This window comes from Vibrio sp. B181a (assembly GCF_030248375.1).
Classification (GTDB): domain Bacteria; phylum Pseudomonadota; class Gammaproteobacteria; order Enterobacterales; family Vibrionaceae; genus Vibrio; species Vibrio campbellii.
Map to the genome: position 1 here is coordinate 38,274 of NZ_JAHGAD010000101.1, position 17,697 is coordinate 55,970.

Below are 17,697 nucleotides of genomic sequence, written 5' to 3' on the forward strand. Positions count from 1 at the left end.
TCTTAGGCACCAAATTGGATTCGATGAAGTTGAGCGTACGCGCCATCTTTCTTGGCAATCAGCTCCGCGTGGTTACCGCGTTCAACGATAGAACCTTCATCTACCACTAGAATTTCATCTGCATTCTCGATAGTCGACAGTCGGTGTGCAATCACCAATACCGTCTTGTCTTTTTGCAGTTCATCCAGCGCCGATTGAATAGCACGTTCAGATTCCGTATCTAGAGCTGATGTCGCTTCATCAAGAACCAAAACAGGGGCATCACGAAGAAGTGCACGAGCAATAGCGACACGTTGACGTTGACCGCCAGATAGACTCGCACCATTCTCACCAATCATCGTATCAAGGCCATCTTCCATCTTGCTGACGAACTCAGTGACGTGAGCAAGTTTAGCGGCTCGTTCGATGTCTTCACGTGTGTATTGATCTTCTGTCGCGTAAGCAATGTTGTTTGCAATCGTGTCATTAAACAAATGTACGTTTTGCGATACCAATGCAAACTGCTCGCGCAGGTTCTTAAGCTCGTAGTCACGAATATCGTGGCCATCAAGTGTAATTGAACCACCGCTGACGTCGTAAAAACGGTTGAATAAGTTCGCGATGGTACTCTTACCCGAGCCTGAACGACCAACAAGAGCAACTGTCTTGCCTTTTGGAATATCAAAGCTCACGTTCTCAAGTGCCGGTTTCTCTGCACCTTCGTAGGTAAAGCTGACTTCTTTTACTGCAACGTCGCCATTTGCACGTTCTACAGTGAACTTACCTTCGTTCTTCTCTGGCTCTAGGTCTACCAGGGCAAACAAGGTTTGGCTCGCTGCCATACCACGTTGGAACTGTGAGGTTACGTTTGTCAGCGCTTTAAGCGGACGCATCAAACCAAACATTGCTGAGAATACAACGGTAAATGTACCCGGCGTTAACTGTTCTTTGATTGAGTCGATACTTGCTAGGTACAGAACTACAACAATCGCAATAGACGCGATCATTTGAATGATTGGGTTTGCTGCGGCTTGAGCTGTCACCAACTTCATGCTTTGTTGACGCATTTGGTTGCTGACTTTTTCGAAGCGTTTGCCTTCGATATCTTGACCGCCGTAGCTTAGTACGACTTTGTGACCTTTCAGCATTTGCTCAGCAGAAGCCGTCACATGGCCCATCATTGTTTGCATGTTCTTAGAGATCTTACGGAATCGCTTAGAAACGATACCAATACCCCAAGCCACAACTGGTGCAACAGCAAATAGTACCAGAGAAAGCTGCCAGCTGTTGTAGAACATCAACACAAGAAGACCGATGATGCTCGCACCTTCACGTACAATGCTTACCAGCGCTTGGCTTGTTGCGGCAGAGACTTGTTCTGAATCATAAGTAATACGAGACAGTAAATTACCTGTTTTTTCTTTATCAAAGTAAGAAACTGGCATATGCATGAAGTGATTAAACACCATGCGACGAATTTGCATCACCACGTTGCCGGATACCCAGCTCAAGCAGTAAGTCGAGACAAATCCGCTCACACCACGAATGAACATCATGGCGAAAACAATCAATGGAAGCGTGCGTAGAAAATCCGATTCCGCATTACCAAAACCTTCGTCAAGAAGTGGTTTTAGCAAAGAAATCATATAGGTATCTGAAAGTGCATTAATCACTAATGCAATGACGGCAACGATAATACCTGACTTATAAAGGCGAATAAATTGCCATAGACGCTTAAACGTCTGCCAGGTCGTTTCATCAGTATTTATCGACATAGAAGTGCTTTATTTTCTTACATTAAGACTCTTATTCTACTCCCTTACGCAGCATCTGCCTATACCAAGGCTCAAATGTCTCACTACGTTTAGCTTCAAAGTACCAATTGTCTCGCTCAATAAACACCGATACCTGCCCATGATTTCCCGTATCCAGCCAGTGGGCATTTGCTGCCTGATAAGCCGATAAAACATTTTCAGCAGGCATGCCCCACTGATTACTTTTTGCTAACGAGGCTATCGCCAAGGTTGGAGAGACAGTTTGAACAAATTTTGGATTCGAAGAGCTCTTGCTACCATGATGAGGAACCAACATAACATCACTCTCTAGCTTGTTGGGTTCACGCATAAGTATCCACTCACTGACGGCTTCAATATCGCCAGTCAAAAGCAATTTAAAACCCGATTCCTTATCCACAACTCGAACAACACACGAATGAGGATTATAAGCACGGTTTACCTGCTTAGGTGGCCATAGGACTTCAAAATAAAGCGCCTGCCAATACCAGCGTTCACCCGCAATACAAGATTGGTAGTTAGCGTAGTTTTGACTGCTGAATTTCTGCGCTGGCGAAAAGTGCTGCTCTATATATTGCCTACCTCCAGCATGATCCGAATCAGCATGACTGATAATGAACATATCAATGGTGCCAAAACCTCTGCGATGTAATACGGGAGAGATAACTTGCTGAGCTATGCTCCCTGAGTTCCAAGCTTTGCCTGTGTCATAAAGCGCCACCTTTCCATGCTTCTCAATTAATACCGCAAGGCCATGCCCTACATCTAACACGTCCACTCGCCAAGAATTTGTTGTACGCTCATAAAATAGGGCGACACCCGTTACTAGAATGACTAACGTAACGATCGAGCCCCGATTTAAAAAACGTCTCAATAATCCACAGATGGCAACTGCGAGTATCGTTAAGGTCAAAGGCAAACTTACAAAATGCCAACTCCCAACCGCAAACTGTAATGAGCATGTCAGTGGCAACAACACCCAATCCACCAGTTGCCAAAGCACACCAGCCAACTGAAAAGCAATTGGGGTTACAATCAGCGCTAGGAACATCAAAGGAACGACCAAAAAACCAAACCAAGGAATGAAAACTAGGTTGTAAGCGATGGATACCAAACTTGTTCCAGAGAAAAACGCACCGCTGATTGGCACGATAAGCAAAGTAAGTACTAACTGTATTTTTAGTAGTGAACTCAGCTTCGTTTGCCAATTGCCGCGTCGCTGTTGAACCACATTCACGGCTAAAAGCACGGCAACCACGGACAGATAAGACAACCAGAAGCTCATCGTGAATGAAGCAAAAGGCTCGATGAAAAGCTGTATCGAGACTGCGAGCAATAACACTCGCCAAGGGCTCCAATGAACCAACGCCGCTTTAAGTACGAGATAAATGACACAAACCGAGAAAGCACGGGTTGTAGGTAAAGAAAAATCGGCCAACCACGCATAAACGAGCGCTGCCAATAAACCGACAGCGGAAGGAAGGTGAACAAATTTGGGGAATAGAAGCCGAATGACAAAGCCCAAACTCATGCCAAACGCAAACGCCATTCCAATATGCAAACCAGAGATTGAGACCAAATGCAGCAGCCCGCTATCTCGCAGAGACTGCCAATCCTGTTTAGCAAGCAGGGAGCGGTCACTAAATGCTAATGCACTGATTAACGGGAAATGGTCAAGCTCAGCAATATGACTATCAACGGCCGTAATGATTTGCTGTCGAAATGAAGAGTGTGTACGAATCAACCATTTCGCGTCATCAGGTGTGACAGCTCTAGCGGTAATACCCTTACCTATCGCTTGCTTTTCCGCATCAAACCCCGCCTCATTCTTCAAACCCAGAATCGGTTTGATCGTCACCTGAGTAGTGAACTCACTGTTAACGGGCAGTGGGAAAGCGGTTATCAATCGGATTTTCGGTTTAAGAAAAGGTAACAGGTTTTGAGAATTCACCTGATTGATCTGCGCAATTCCTTCATATCCGTGACTTATTTGCGTAAAAGGGCTGTCAACTTTGCCATTTATGGTAATATTCACCCCTGCTCGAAACAGGGCTTGTCTTTGATGCTCCATAACATTGCCGTGGATAATGACAACCATAAAGCCCCAAATTACGCCTATGCTCAATAAGCCACGACGTAATTTGATAATCGAGCCAGTGGCAATTATTCCCAGCAGCAACCATCGCCAATCAGGCATCGTCGGCCACCACGCAGACGATATAACGCTCGCTACAAATAACGCCAAGGTCAAACTTTTTTCTAAGAGAGTCATGTCGTCCTATGCCTAGAAAGCTGATAAAACGCTTCATGCCAGATCATGAAATGATCAAACGCCAAAAAGCACTGAAGGTCTTCGGCAACGTTTTATACAACCCAAACTTGTGGTGTTTAAATCGTCGCTCTGCATCAGGTGCTTTTGCTGTTGGTCTGTTTATGGCGTTTGTTCCGCTTCCGAGCCAGATGATCATGGCGGCGGGTCTCGCCATCATGCTTGGTGTTAACTTGCCTCTATCTGTTGCCCTTGTCTGGATCAGTAACCCAATCACCATGCCGGTGCTGTTCTACTTCGCATACAAACTTGGCGCATTGGTCATGCATGTACCACCACAACCGTTCCACTTTGAGTTGTCGTGGGAATTCATCATGCAGCAAATGAATACCATTGGGCCTCCGTTCCTACTAGGCTGCGCAATCTGTGGCGTGGTATCAGCCATCATAGGCTATTTTGGTATACGTGGATTATGGCGTTACTCAGTGGTCAGAAGCTGGCAAAAACGTAAGATAAGATAAGATAAGTACTTATCTTTCAGTTGGCAGGTCGCAGAACATCGAATGGAGAACAGTTAACGTTCGAAATGAAAGGCGATGTAACTCAAGTATGAAAGCTACCGAGCCACCGCAGAGATAGTTAGATTACAGATAAAAGAAAGGACCGAGATTCGGCCCTTTTTTGTGTCAGTGAGTGGCCAGCGCTTCGCTAAGTTCTATCCACTACTTTGAACTCAATACCGCCGCTGGGTTAAGCTTCGCTGCACGAGATGCGGGATACCAAGTAGCTAGCAAGCTCAGAACAATCGCTGTAATGGAAACTAAAGCGACATCAGGCCAGTGCAACTGCGATGGCAAGAAGTCGACAAAGTAGATATCTCCCGAAAGGAACTGGTGACCAATTAAGGCTTCCAGCCCCTTAATAATCGGTGTGAGGTTGAGAGCGACAAGAACGCCAACGACACTGCCAGCAAGACTGCCGAATACGCCAGAGAAGACGCCTTGCCACACAAAGATACGTTTAATCAAACCATCTTTTGCACCCATCGTACGAAGAATCGCAATTTCCGCCGCGCGATCTTTCACCGCCATCATCAGTGTCGACACAATGTTGAAACACGCCACACCGATAACCAAAACCATCACCAAGTACATGATAGTACGAACGAGCTGAATATCGCGATACAAGAAGCCGAACTGTTGTTGCCAGCTTTTCAGGTAAACATACACATCAATCAGATTGCCCACTTCACGCACAATGGAAGGTGCGTTTAACACATCATCGGTCTTGAGCGAAATACCTGTTACGCCATCACCTAAGCGCGCATAAGCCTGAGCATCTTTCAGCGGCACCAAAGCCAATGAGTGATCGATTTGACCATTGAGTGTTAGGAATCCAGCCACCTTCACGCGAACTCGTTTCGGCGCTTGAACCTTATTGGTACTTCCGGTTTGCGGAATCATCAATGTAATGTAGTCACCTACGTCGACGTTAAGTTCATTCGCTACACCACGCCCCAAAATGACTTGCTGTTGGCCCGCATAGAAGTTCTGCCATGCTTTTGGATCAATGAATTCCGACATGCTCGACACCGCTTGTTCAAAAGCAGGATCCACACCACGTACTTCAATCGCCTTAAGCTTGCTGCCCTTTTCTGCCAATCCCGTAAATCGGACATAAGGCGCCGCTGCGACGACGTGTTCATGACTCAAGGCTTGGTTCATGGTTTTGGTGTAGTTATGCAGCGGTCCATTCACCCCTTCTAACTCACCGTGCGGAATCACAGAAAGTACGCGCGATTGCAGCTCACGCTCAAAGCCGTTCATAGCGGATAGACCTATAATGATCACCGCAACACCAACCGCAATACCAATAGTGGAAGAGAGAGAAATGAACGACACCATCTTGTTGCGCTTTTTCGCGCGACTAAAACGGCCACCGATCATCAATGCTAAAGATGAAAACAAAATTAGCCCTCCGCAGCCGCTGTTTGAGTCGTGAAGCGATCCACCAGCAAACCATCTTGCATGTGCATTTGACGATCCATTTTCGCAGCTAACTCGTTATCGTGGGTCACCACCAAGAAAGCGATGTTTGACTCCTGGTTTAGCTCTCGCATTAAGTCGTAAATCGCCAATGCCGTGTTGTGGTCTAGGTTACCTGTAGGCTCATCAGCCAAAACCAAGTCAGGCTTATTAACCAAAGCACGCGCAATCGCAACACGTTGGCGTTCACCACCTGATAGCTCCGAAGGACGGTGGTCCATGCGGTGCCCTAGGCCAACTTTCTCAAGCAGAGCTTTTGCTTCCGCTTTGGCATCCGCTACTTTTGCGCCACCAATCAACAATGGCATCGCAACGTTTTCTACTGCGGTAAAGTCAGCCAATAGGTGATGGAACTGATAGACAAAACCAAGATGTTTGTTTCGTAGTGCCGCTTGCTTGTTTGAACTTAGCGCAGACAAGTTCTGCCCTAGAAAGTCCACTTCACCTTGAGATGCATCATCTAAAGCACCAAGGATGTGAAGCAGCGTACTCTTACCTGAGCCAGATGAGCCAACAATAGAAACCAGTTCACCTTTGTCGATATCAAAACTCACGCCTTTCAACACTTCCGTATCTAACGAGCCTTCTCGGTAGACTTTACGAATATCACGACATTCTAATAGCTTATTCATAGCGAAGTGCCTCAGCAGGTTTAACAGAAGATGCTCGGTAAGACGGGTAAACAGTTGCAGCTAGACTCAGAGCAATCGCCAGCACTACCACTAATAAAATTTGGAATGAATCAATCACGATTGGCAAGTGACCACCAAAGCTAAACAAGGCAACGCCTGCCGCTTCCAGAATCGCATTGAGATTGAGCGATAAAGCAACGCCGACCGCGCCACCAACAATCGCACCAATCACACCACTACTCGCGCCCTGCACCATGAAAATCGCCATCACTTGAGATTGCTTCATGCCTTGAGTTTTGAGAATCGCGACTTCCGATTGCTTCTCCATCACCACCATGATCAACGCAGAAATAATATTAAATGCTGCTACGCCAACAATCAGCCCCAGCATCAAGCCCATCATGTTCTTTTCCATTTTTACTGCTTGGAAAAGCTCACCACGCTGCTCACGCCAGTCACTCCATTGCCAACCTTCCGGCATTGGCTTATCTGCAAATTCCGTCACCATGAATGGGTCAGAGAAGAACACACGCCAACCGGATACCGTATCTTTCGGTAAACGCATCAATTTAGAAGCGTCAGTCATGTTGACGATCATAAGCTGACCATCCACATCTGAGCCGGTATTAAAGATACCCGCCACAGTGAAGTTACGTTGACTTGGAATTCGACCTAATGGGGTAAATTGCGTCGCATTGGTCACCATTAAGCGGACTTTGTCACCCATCGATACTTTAAGAGAGCGCGCCAAACTGTGACCAAGGAAAACCTTATATTCACCCGCTTGTAGCGAAGATAAGCGACCTGCTATCAAGTGATTGGAAATAGGATCACCAAGTTTAGGCTCGATACCAATCAAGTAACCAGCGGTTAGCTGCGCGGAACTTTGGATCACCGCTTCACCACGCACAATCGGCTCTGGCTCAGCAATGGTCGACATATTTTGAATGAATTGGGGCGCCGTCTCGCTCATTGGCGTTTTGCCATCATACTGAGAAACGACAGCATGAGGAAGTACGCCTAAAATGCGCTCTTTAAGCTGAGCTTCAAAGCCATTCATCACAGACAGTACTGTCACCAACGCCATCACACCAATCGTGATACCTGCGGTCGACATGTAAGAAACGAATCGGCTGAATCTATCCCCGGAGCGTCCCCGAAGATACCTCAAGCCAATAAACAAAGAGATAGGATGATACATATAGGACAAACCAACTGGTTTTCTAATAATGGAGCCAATACTTAGCTAATTAATAGCGGTTATCTTACCTTACTCTTACTATGAAGAAGACAAGATAATCGCTAAATTTGTCAACGACATGCAATAAGTCCCCATTTACTGCAAAAAGTTCAGCCATAAAAACAGGTAAACTTGATAACTTACCCTGATTAGCGATAATCACTCCCCTATCCTACTCATTCTTCAATGAAATGAGAGCGCTCGATGGCAGAAAAGGACCAAATTATGACAGAGCAAGAATACTTCACCGTGCACCACAATCTGACGATTAACGTCGAAACGTTAGGGACGGACTTTGCTCTGCCAGATGAGGCCACTTTTGTATCTGAAATTCCAGCACCGTTCATCGTCGCAAGTGAATTCAGTCACTTAGATATGTTAGCGGATAACGCGAGACTGGAACTGCAAAATAAAGAGTTGAAACACGTCATCAGCTTGCTGGATACCCAAAACTCAAAACTCAACTTACTGCTGAGTTTTATGCTTTCTCAGCAAGATGATATTGCACTGCGTTTTCAAACCACGCAATTCGGTGCAAGCCAACTGAGCTATCGCAGCGCTTCTGCCGTAGAAAAAGACCAACTGGTTCGAGTGAAACTCTTCTTAGATCATCCTGCCGCAGCGATTTACTGCTACGCTCAGGTAGTAGAGTGTGAACAATCAGAGCAAGGTTATGTGGTTACACTCAAGTACAAACTGCTTCGAGAAGCTGACCAAGATTTATTAATCAAAGCCGCGCTATACCAACAGCAAAAATTACTCCGTCAGCGCTCACTAGAGCGAGAAAACAAATAACCCTCATGCTCCTTAAATAACTATCATGACAAAAGCAACAATTCTTTCCGTCACGAATCCATCTGAGCGTGGCGACAAAAAACAACTTGGCAACCTACCTGGTGCAGCATTGGCAATGGCAATCGCTGAGCTAGCCAAACAGCATTCAAGTCACTCTTTGCTTGTAGTGCCAGATCCACAAATCGCACTCAAGCTACAAGCGGAAATTGAACAGTTTACCGAACAACCAGTCAGCCTATTTCCAGATTGGGAAACACTGCCTTACGACAACTTTTCTCCGCACCAAGAGATCATCTCAGACCGTATTGCACGCTTATACCAATTGCCGACTCAAAGTAATGGCGTAACGATTGTGCCAGTAAGTACGGTGTTGCAGCGTCAGTCTCCACGTGATTTCTTATTGCAACACACTTTGATGGTGAAAACGGGCGACCAATTCTCACTAGATAAGCTTCGTGTGCAGCTAGAGAACTCAGGCTACCGTCACGTTGATCAAGTGTTTGGTCCGGGTGAATACGCGAGCCGAGGGTCGATCCTTGACCTGTTCCCAATGGGCAGCTCAGATCCATACCGCATTGATTTCTTCGATGACGAGATCGACACCATCCGTACCTTCGACCCAGAAAACCAACGTTCGATCGAAGACATTCAGCAAATCCAATTGCTACCAGCGCATGAGTTCCCGACAACCAAAGCGGCAATTGAAGATTTCCGTACTCGCTGGCGTTCTCAGTTTGAAGCTCGCCGCGAGCCCGAGTCGATTTACATGCAAGTCACCAAAGGTACTTGGCCGGCAGGTATCGAGTACTGGCAACCACTGTTCTTCGACCATACCGAAACACTGTTTGACTACCTGCCAGAAGACTCTCAACTGATCACATACGGTGATATTGAAGCCTCAGTGGATACCTTCTTGAATGACGTAGATTACCGCTACGATCAAAAGAAAATCGATCCGATGCGTCCGTTGTTAGCGCCACATGAATTGTGGTTGAAGAAAGACGAACTATTTACTCACTTCAAACGCCTGCCACAGGCGCAGCTGAACTTAGAGAAAATCGTTAAGCGTGCTGGTCGCCAGAATCTCACAGTTCAATCTCTAGCCGAGCTTGGTGTTCAACAGCAGAACAAAGAGCCGTTAGCGCGTTTACGTCAATTCAGTGAACAATTCACAGGTAAAATCATTTTCTCTGTGGAATCGGAAGGCCGCCGAGAAGCACTAACAGAGCTGCTGCAAGGCATTAAAGTGCGTCCTGTCGTGCATGGTTCACTCTACCAAGCACTGGATTCTGATGATCGTTTCAGTTTGATCTTAGGTGCAGCAGAACATGGCTTTATTCATGATGACCTGAACTTCGCCCTGATCTGTGAAAGCGATCTGCTGGGCGATCGTGTGATTCAACGTCGCCGCAAAGACAAGAAAGCGGTAAACAGTGACACCGTTATTCGTCACCTAGCTGAACTTAAGCCGGGTCAGCCCGTTGTGCACATCGATCACGGTATCGGTCGCTATATTGGCTTACAGACTCTTGAAGCGGGCGGCATGAAAACGGAATACGTAACCCTTGAGTATCAAAATGATGCCAAACTTTACGTTCCCGTCTCTTCATTAAACCTAATCAGCCGCTACTCTGGTGGTGCCGAAGAGAGCGCGCCGCTGCATAAACTGGGTGGTGAAGCATGGGCGAAGGCTCGTCGTAAAGCCGCTGAGAAAGTACGCGACGTCGCGGCAGAGCTACTTGATGTTTACGCTAAGCGTGAATTGAAACCGGGCTACAAGTTTGAGCTGGACCGTGGTCAATACGCCACATTTAAAGCCACCTTCCCGTTTGAAGAAACCGATGATCAGTCAACTGCCATTAATGCGGTTCTATCCGATATGTGCCAAGCAAAAGCCATGGACCGTCTCGTATGTGGTGATGTGGGCTTTGGTAAAACAGAAGTGGCGATGCGCGCTGCGTTTGTTGCTACAGACAACAGTAAGCAGGTCGCGGTATTGGTGCCAACCACCCTACTTGCTCAGCAACACTTTGAAAACTTCCGTGACCGCTTTGCCAACTTACCAATTCGCGTAGAAGTACTTTCGCGTTTTAAATCGGCAAAAGAGCAAAAAGTCATTCTTCAAGACGTCGCCGATGGCAAAGTGGATATTGTCGTAGGTACTCACAAGCTACTTTCAAGCGACATCAAATTCAAAGATCTTGGCTTGTTGATTGTCGATGAAGAACACCGCTTCGGTGTACGCCAAAAAGAAAAAGTGAAAGCGATGCGTGCTGATGTCGACATCCTAACGCTGACCGCAACCCCTATTCCTCGTACATTGAATATGGCAATGAGTGGCATGCGCGACTTGTCGATCATCGCAACACCGCCTGCGCGTCGCCTAGCTATCAAGACCTTTGTGCGTCAACGTGAAGACTCTGTGGTACGCGAAGCCGTACTGCGTGAAATCATGCGTGGTGGTCAGGTTTATTTCCTACACAACCAAGTAGAAACCATTGAAAAAACCGCTGAAGACCTACAAAAGCTGATTCCTGAAGCGCGCGTGACCGTTGCCCATGGTCAAATGCGTGAACGCGAACTAGAGCGCATCATGAACGATTTCTACCACCAGCGTTTCAACCTGCTGGTGTGTACCACCATCATAGAAACAGGTATCGACGTTCCGACGGCCAACACCATCATTATGGATCGTGCCGATAACCTCGGTTTAGCGCAGTTGCACCAGCTTCGTGGCCGCGTTGGTCGTTCACACCACCAAGCTTACGCTTACTTATTGACGCCACATCCAAAAGCCATCACCAAAGATGCGATTAAGCGTCTTGATGCGATCGCTTCGCTGGAAGATCTCGGTGCAGGTTTCACACTGGCCACGCACGATCTTGAGATTCGTGGTGCGGGTGAGCTATTAGGTGACGAACAAAGTGGTCAAATTCAATCTGTTGGCTTTACACTGTATATGGAGATGCTTGAACAAGCGGTTGAAGCATTGAAAGAAGGTAAAGAGCCATCATTGGATGATCTGCTTCGCGAACAAACTGAAATTGAAATGCGTATCCCAGCGCTATTGCCGGATGACTACATTCCAGATGTGAACACACGTCTATCGATGTACAAACGTATTGCAAGCGTGACGGATAACGAAGGTTTGTCTGAACTGAAAGTGGAACTGATTGACCGATTTGGTGTTTTACCAGATGCAACCAAGAACCTCCTATCTGTCTCAGAGTTGAAAATTGGGGCAGGAAGTCTCAAAGCGAAGAAAATTGAGGCGCATGATAAGGGCGGATTCATTGAGTTTTACCCTGATGCTGACATTAATCCAGCGTATTTGGTTAAACTCCTGCAATCACAGCCGCAAAAATTTGCAATGGAAGGTCCAACTAAGTTCAAGTTTAGCGTACCATTGACGGACCGACGTAAACGCATCCAGTTTGTTCAAGACTTACTGAATGATTTTAAACAGAATTTATTACCAACGAGCTAATAGTCGAATGAGAATACTGATCCCATTATTGCTTCTTTGTGTCTCAATGCCATCTTGGGCTGCGCGTCAATTTGATATTGAAGTAATTATTTTCAAGCGAGCAGTCAACGCTGAAAATACCAGTGAATCATGGCCAAATGAACTGCCAACTATTGAAATGAGTAACGTCGGCAGCCTACAAAGCGATTCTTACCGCCAGTCAAAAGGCGTTACGCTTCTACCACGTTCTTCTTACCGATTGAACGCGCAAGAAGCTGCGCTGAACAACCACGCAGGCTTTAAAGTGCTAAAACACGTGGCATGGCGTCAAGGTGACCGTGGTAAAGCCAGTGCACCAATCTTCCGTATGGTTGGTGGCAGAGACTTCTCTGGTTCTTACAATGCAGATGGCAGCCCTGTCGGCAGCAGCACATCACTATCAACCGATGGCTACAGTGAAGAGAGCGTGAATGGCCCACTGTACGAACTAGACGGTAAGTTACAAATCTATGTTCAGCACTACTTGTTTGCTGAAACAACCATCGATATTCGTGAACCAAGCGTGCGTGAAGTCCACCTAGCGTCACAGCCTTCTGAACAGCTATCTGATGAATTTGGCGAAGTCGATGGCAACGTACAAGTTGGCAACTTAGCGGAAGTCACCCCAACCGTGACCGAAGAGAAGTTTTTGAAGAGCTTCCGAATGGATCAAAAGCGTCGTATGCGCAGTGGCGAAACCCACTACCTAGACAACCCATTGATGGGTATGATCATTCAAGTTCGTCGAGTTCGATAAGAGCCACCTCAACATAAAAGCGCAGCACTGGCTGCGCTTTGTTTTATCTAGAGTCTCACATGGAAGTTGTATCAATTCATGAGTCCAGATTTTGAAATCATCACCCCTCGTTTAGCGCTGCGACTGATTCCTTCAGAACACGCTCACACCTTGCAGCGACTCCTAGTCGAATCCCCTTCTCTGCATCAATGGCTAGATTGGTGCGATGAAGACGTTACGTTAAAAGACGCTCAAGATTTCTTGTTAGCAACTCGCTTAAATTGGGTCAAAACCGAGGCGTTTGGTTTTGGCGTTTACGAGCGTGAGAGCAACAGTCTCGTAGGCATGGCGGCGGTTAATGAGCTTTACCATACCTTCAATATGGCAAGCATTGGTTATTGGGTTGCCGATCGCTATCAGCGCAAAGGTTATGCACAAGAATCGATTCGCTCACTGGCAGAGTTCTGCTTTGCCAAACTCAATTTAACTCGCGTGGAAATTGTCTGCGATCCAGATAACACCGCTAGTCAGGCATTAATTGAATCCGTTGGCGCACAAAAAGAAGCCATTGCCAGAAACCGTTTTATCTTCCATGGCAAGCCAAAGGATGGCGTAGTGTATTCACTGCTTCCTAGTGACTTAGAATGAAAAAAGCCACCGATATGCGGTGGCTTCTGTTTTGACCTTTGTTTCGCTCTCAACCAAATCAGCTTAAAGAGCCAAATCATCAAATATTAGTGCAGCTTCAAGTTCGGACGCAGTACGCGGTTGATACGGCCAACCAGCATCATCAGGCCTGTCTTAATCACGCCATGCAGCGCCATTTGGTGCATGCGGTATAGCGAAATGTAAACCACACGAGCGATACGACCTTCAACCATCATCGAACCTTTGGTTAGGTTACCCATCAAGCTACCAACCGTAGAGAAGCGGCTTAGAGAAACCAGAGAACCGTGGTCTTTGTATTCGTAAGCTTTCAGTTCACGACCATTTAGCTTAGCAACGATGTTAGTAAACGCTTGGCTAGCCATTTGGTGCGCAGCCTGAGCTCGTGGCGGAACAAAAGAGCCATCAGGCTGAGTACATTGTGCTAGATCACCAATAACGAAGATGTCGTCATCACGTGTGGTTTGTAACGTGTTTTTCACTACAAGCTGGTTAATACGGTTCGTCTCTAGACCTGCGATATCTTTAATGAAGTCAGGCGCTTTGATACCCGCAGCCCATACCATGATTTGCGCAGGGATCTTCTCACCGTCTTTCGTCGTCAGACCGTCTTTGTCCGCCTGCGTCACCATGGTCGCTGTGCGTACGTTGACACCCAACTTAACCAATTCTTGGTGTGCCGCAGAAGAAATACGTGGAGGAAGCGCAGGAAGAATACGTTCGCCCGCTTCAACTAGGTTTACGTTTAGCTTGCTAGAATCTAGGTCGCCAAAGCCGTAAGTACGCAGCTCTTTCACCGCGTTGTGAAGCTCAGCAGAGAGCTCAACACCAGTCGCACCCGCACCAACAATCGCGATATCTACCGTGCCATTACCGTTTTTCGCGTGCAGTTTTAGGAACTCGTTGTTCATTTCACTACGGAAACGGTGTGCCTGTTCTGGGCTATCTAGGAAGATACAGTTGTCACGAACACCAGGAGTGTTGAAATCGTTAGATGTAGAACCAATTGCCATCACCAGAATATCGTATTCTAGTTCACGGCTTGGCATAAGAAGTTCGCCGTGCTCGTCTTTAAGCTCACTTAGAATGATCACTTTACGTTCACGATCGATGTCTTGAAGGCTGCCCATTTGGAAGTCAAAGCTGTGGTTTTTTGCGTGAGCACGGTAGCTCAGTGCATCCACACCTTCGTCCAAAGAACCTGTTGCTACTTCGTGCAACAATGGTTTCCACAAGTGGCTCGCTTTACGGTCTACCAGTGTAATTTGCGCACGGTTCTTACGACCCAGAGTGCGGCCCAGTTTGGTTGCCAACTCAAGGCCACCAGCACCGCCGCCTACAACGATAATGCGTGTCACAATGTTATCCTCTACAAAAATGAATATATGGGTTCAGCTCGATGCTGACTCACAGTGCTCTGCGGTCATACATCCAACCGATGAATTCTTTGGTCTCTAGAGGTGAGCTCACTTTTGGATAAACGCCGATACCATCTTGTTTTTGCTTCTTATTTCATTTGCTTGTTGATGTGCATCGGTTTCTTGGTCTGAAACACGCGATCTCAGACAAAAAATGGGCAAGTTTCTTACTCGCTCTCAATTTTTTTTGATATTTATCAAATTATTTTTACGAAGTTCATTATATAGGGCTATCTTTTGATGGCAACAAAAATCCTTACTCTAGATACGGATTGGCTAATTTTCATCTGCTTAACGGTATCGTTTTCGTGCCACAAAAGGTTAAAACAATAAATCAAGATAATAAATAGCTACAAAATGTAAATTTCTACAGAATTATTATTATCAAGTTGGGCAAAGCCAGAAACAAAAACGGCACTTCGAAAAGTGCCGTTTAAAGATAGTTAAATCATTTGCTCTGGGGCAAGTTAAGCGTTTTTGAATGCCTTCATCGCTTGCAAGTGGTGAGAGATTTTCTTGAATTTATGCGATTGAGTTTCATCCCAAATGATTTGGTAGTGTTTATCCAATTCTGCTGCGGTTTTTGAGTTGTCGTGAATTTCATCTTCTTTCGACAAAATAACCAAACAGCGCTCTTGGTTTTTCGTACGGAACTGCTCGACACATTTGGTGGCAATATCTTCGTACTCTTCTGGACGATCAATACGCCCTGCCATCGTCTTCTCTGGATGCAAATTCGGGTTGAACATCACTTGTTTGATGCCGCAAAGAAAACCGATTCGCTCTGACCAGTAAGCCCCAAGACCCACACCACAAATCAGTGGATTTGGATCGTTCGCTTGGTCGATGACCTTAGACACTTCTTTCAATAAGTGCTGCATGTCATGCTTAGGATGAAGTGTGCTGTAGTTGATGAAACGAACGTCATCATCGATGAACTGCAATTGAAGAACTTTTTCGTGGTTACCTGGGCTTGTACTATCAAAGCCGTGCAAGTAAATAATCATGTGTACCTCTCCCTGTGACTTGCTGGTACTTCACTTTAAACTACCACTATTTCCTTATGGTTAAAGAGGAAAAAGTCATGAGTTATCAAAACAGTGATCTTCAATACATAATAAGTCTTTAAACTCGCGAGCACTGTCTAAGTATTGTTCATCATCCCACAATTTGTAGGCGACTAAATACCATAGCATTGCCATCATTCGAGTTCTTGGCATCCAAGCTTGAACGCCTTCTAGCCACAAATCCACGTCTTCAATTTGACGAACTTGGCAATACCTGACGACACCATCTTCAATTGGTACGTCAGCCAGTTGCAAAATAAGGGTGAGATCAAGTCTTGGGTCCGCTAAGCCTGCGTATTCCCAATCAATGACTTTCACACCGTCTTGGCCGCGCACTAAGTTGTAACAACCAAGGTCAAAATGACACAGTGCTGCTGGGATTTGTTCTACGCTTGGTTCAGAACGCCACTTGCGATACAACATCTCAAACTCAGTGCCTACGTACTTGCCCCCCAGCTCTAACCAATAATGATCGATACGTGAGAGATAAGAGAATGGCACTAATGGAATCGACGTTGCTGAATACTCGTGGATTGCAGCCGCTATTGGCAGTAACTCTTCAATATCAATTCCCGGTTTGGTGAGAGTTTCACCCGGCACCCACTCCACCAATAAACCTTGCTCGTGAACAAACACGGGCTTCGGGCCTAAATTGAGCGGAGCAATCGCGTTGAGAACTTGATATTCATTGTGGCGAGATATAGCAAAGGCCTTGCATACATTACTGGTCGGTCGCCAGACGTAAGCAAGGCCTTCAGAGGATTCCAACCGCCAACAGCGATTGGTCAACCCTCCAGTGACGGTTTGAACCTTCACTGGTGGCGAAGTAAAGAAGCCATCAAGAGTATTTAAACTCGGGTCTAATTGTTTCGCTTGTTGCCAAGAAAACCACGCCATGAATGACTTCTCCACTCAGGTCATAAGACCAAACAGAATCAATTAAAGACCAAATAGGCTCTTAGATTGTTCTTTACGGATTTCAGTCTCATCCGCCCACTCAATCAAACCAGTTTCAAGGTCCATTAGACGCATGGTCATTTTGTAGTAAACGTCTTTGTCACTACCTGCATTTTTCACGATGCTAGAAAGGTTTCCGTAAAGCATGTATTGCGCACCGACCATTTTACCGAATTGGATTGCCGTGCTTTGGTTCACTAGCTCGTCAGTGTTTTGGAAGTTAAGTTGCTCACGAACAGACTCAACGCGGTCCATATCTACGAAACGGAACTTACCAGAGTTCAGCATCTTAGTAGAGATAGTGTCTGTGATTGATTCCGTATCAATATGTTCGCTTGTCTTGTTCTTGATACGCTCAACAAACACGATAGGACGTTGGTCACGAGTAATTGCTGCCACCGAACCTGACATCATCATGCTGTCGACCATTTCGCCAGCAATTTTTTGTAGATCCGTCGAGCCGAAGTCGATCGTTGTGGTTTCAGTCGCTTGCGCATCACCGTAAGAGACTTTGTTTGAACAACCACCCAGAATGACGGCAAGACCTAAAAGAGCAATAATACTTTTTTTCATGAGAGTTCCTTAGTTTGTGTTT

The 17,697-nt window shown here is 46.2% G+C and carries 14 protein-coding genes; 5 read left to right on the forward strand and 9 right to left on the reverse strand.

All coding sequences use genetic code 11. The annotated features are described in order from the left end of the window. Positions 1-2: 2 nt before the first annotated feature. Together msbA and KIO97_RS25265 are read right to left on the reverse strand one after the other, a co-directional pair. On the reverse strand, positions 3-1,754 hold the full coding sequence (msbA, locus tag KIO97_RS25260; protein WP_005431688.1) for a lipid A ABC transporter ATP-binding protein/permease MsbA: 1,752 nt from the start codon (positions 1,752-1,754) through the stop codon (positions 3-5). 31 nt (positions 1,755-1,785) lie between these two features. After that, on the reverse strand, positions 1,786-4,044 hold the full coding sequence (locus KIO97_RS25265) for a DNA internalization-related competence protein ComEC/Rec2 (protein WP_285384284.1): 2,259 nt from the start codon (positions 4,042-4,044) through the stop codon (positions 1,786-1,788). 8 nt (positions 4,045-4,052) lie between these two features. Here KIO97_RS25265 and KIO97_RS25270 point away from each other — a divergent pair, with 8 nt between their 5' ends. Next, positions 4,053-4,562, forward strand: a complete 510-nt coding sequence (locus KIO97_RS25270; protein ID WP_005431694.1) for a DUF2062 domain-containing protein — start codon at positions 4,053-4,055, stop codon at positions 4,560-4,562. Between the two features lie 201 nt (positions 4,563-4,763). Here the strand turns inward: KIO97_RS25270 and lolE are convergent, their stop codons facing one another. Genes lolE through lolC form a run of 3 tightly spaced genes read right to left on the reverse strand, consistent with a single transcriptional unit; the run spans position 4,764 to position 7,919 of the window. Beyond that, on the reverse strand, positions 4,764-6,008 hold the full coding sequence (gene lolE / locus KIO97_RS25275; protein WP_005431697.1) for a lipoprotein-releasing ABC transporter permease subunit LolE: 1,245 nt from the start codon (positions 6,006-6,008) through the stop codon (positions 4,764-4,766). A 2-nt stretch (positions 6,009-6,010) separates the two neighbouring features. Further along, entirely contained in the window at positions 6,011-6,718 is a 708-nt protein-coding gene (gene lolD / locus KIO97_RS25280) for a lipoprotein-releasing ABC transporter ATP-binding protein LolD (RefSeq protein ID WP_045373222.1), read from the reverse strand. Then, positions 6,711-7,919, reverse strand: a complete 1,209-nt coding sequence (lolC, locus tag KIO97_RS25285) for a lipoprotein-releasing ABC transporter permease subunit LolC (RefSeq protein ID WP_285384285.1) — start codon at positions 7,917-7,919, stop codon at positions 6,711-6,713. Before lolC ends, lolD begins: the two co-directional genes overlap by 8 nt. A gap of 264 nt (positions 7,920-8,183) precedes the next feature. Here lolC and KIO97_RS25290 point away from each other — a divergent pair, with 264 nt between their 5' ends. The 4 genes from KIO97_RS25290 (at position 8,184) to KIO97_RS25305 (ending at position 13,642) form a co-directional block, all read left to right on the forward strand. Then, a complete protein-coding gene (locus KIO97_RS25290; protein WP_038891579.1) occupies positions 8,184-8,753 on the forward strand; it encodes a PilZ domain-containing protein in 570 nt (189 codons plus the stop codon). Positions 8,754-8,778: 25 nt separating this feature from the next. Beyond that, a complete protein-coding gene (gene mfd / locus KIO97_RS25295; protein ID WP_285384286.1) occupies positions 8,779-12,240 on the forward strand; it encodes a transcription-repair coupling factor in 3,462 nt (1,153 codons plus the stop codon). A gap of 7 nt (positions 12,241-12,247) precedes the next feature. Then, positions 12,248-13,015 (forward strand): peptidoglycan binding protein CsiV, encoded by a 768-nt coding sequence (locus KIO97_RS25300; protein WP_010649101.1) that lies wholly within the window; start codon positions 12,248-12,250, stop codon positions 13,013-13,015. Positions 13,016-13,093: 78 nt separating this feature from the next. Then, complete coding sequence (locus KIO97_RS25305; protein WP_045397644.1) at positions 13,094-13,642, forward strand: GNAT family N-acetyltransferase; 549 nt, start codon at positions 13,094-13,096, stop codon at positions 13,640-13,642. A gap of 86 nt (positions 13,643-13,728) precedes the next feature. On the opposite strand, the gene KIO97_RS25310 is transcribed toward KIO97_RS25305, so the two are convergent. From KIO97_RS25310 to lpoB, 4 genes are all read right to left on the reverse strand, one after another. After that, positions 13,729-15,018, reverse strand: coding sequence for an NAD(P)/FAD-dependent oxidoreductase (locus KIO97_RS25310; RefSeq protein ID WP_005431677.1), 1,290 nt, complete (start codon positions 15,016-15,018; stop codon positions 13,729-13,731). A gap of 527 nt (positions 15,019-15,545) precedes the next feature. Beyond that, the gene (ycfP, locus tag KIO97_RS25315; protein ID WP_005431653.1) at positions 15,546-16,085 is read right to left on the reverse strand and encodes an alpha/beta hydrolase YcfP; all 540 of its coding nucleotides are present in this window, start codon (positions 16,083-16,085) and stop codon (positions 15,546-15,548) included. 75 nt (positions 16,086-16,160) lie between these two features. After that, complete coding sequence (gene thiK, locus KIO97_RS25320; RefSeq protein WP_077200960.1) at positions 16,161-17,042, reverse strand: thiamine kinase; 882 nt, start codon at positions 17,040-17,042, stop codon at positions 16,161-16,163. A gap of 42 nt (positions 17,043-17,084) precedes the next feature. Beyond that, on the reverse strand, positions 17,085-17,675 hold the full coding sequence (gene lpoB, locus KIO97_RS25325; protein ID WP_005431666.1) for a penicillin-binding protein activator LpoB: 591 nt from the start codon (positions 17,673-17,675) through the stop codon (positions 17,085-17,087). Between the last annotated feature and the right edge of the window lie 22 nt (positions 17,676-17,697).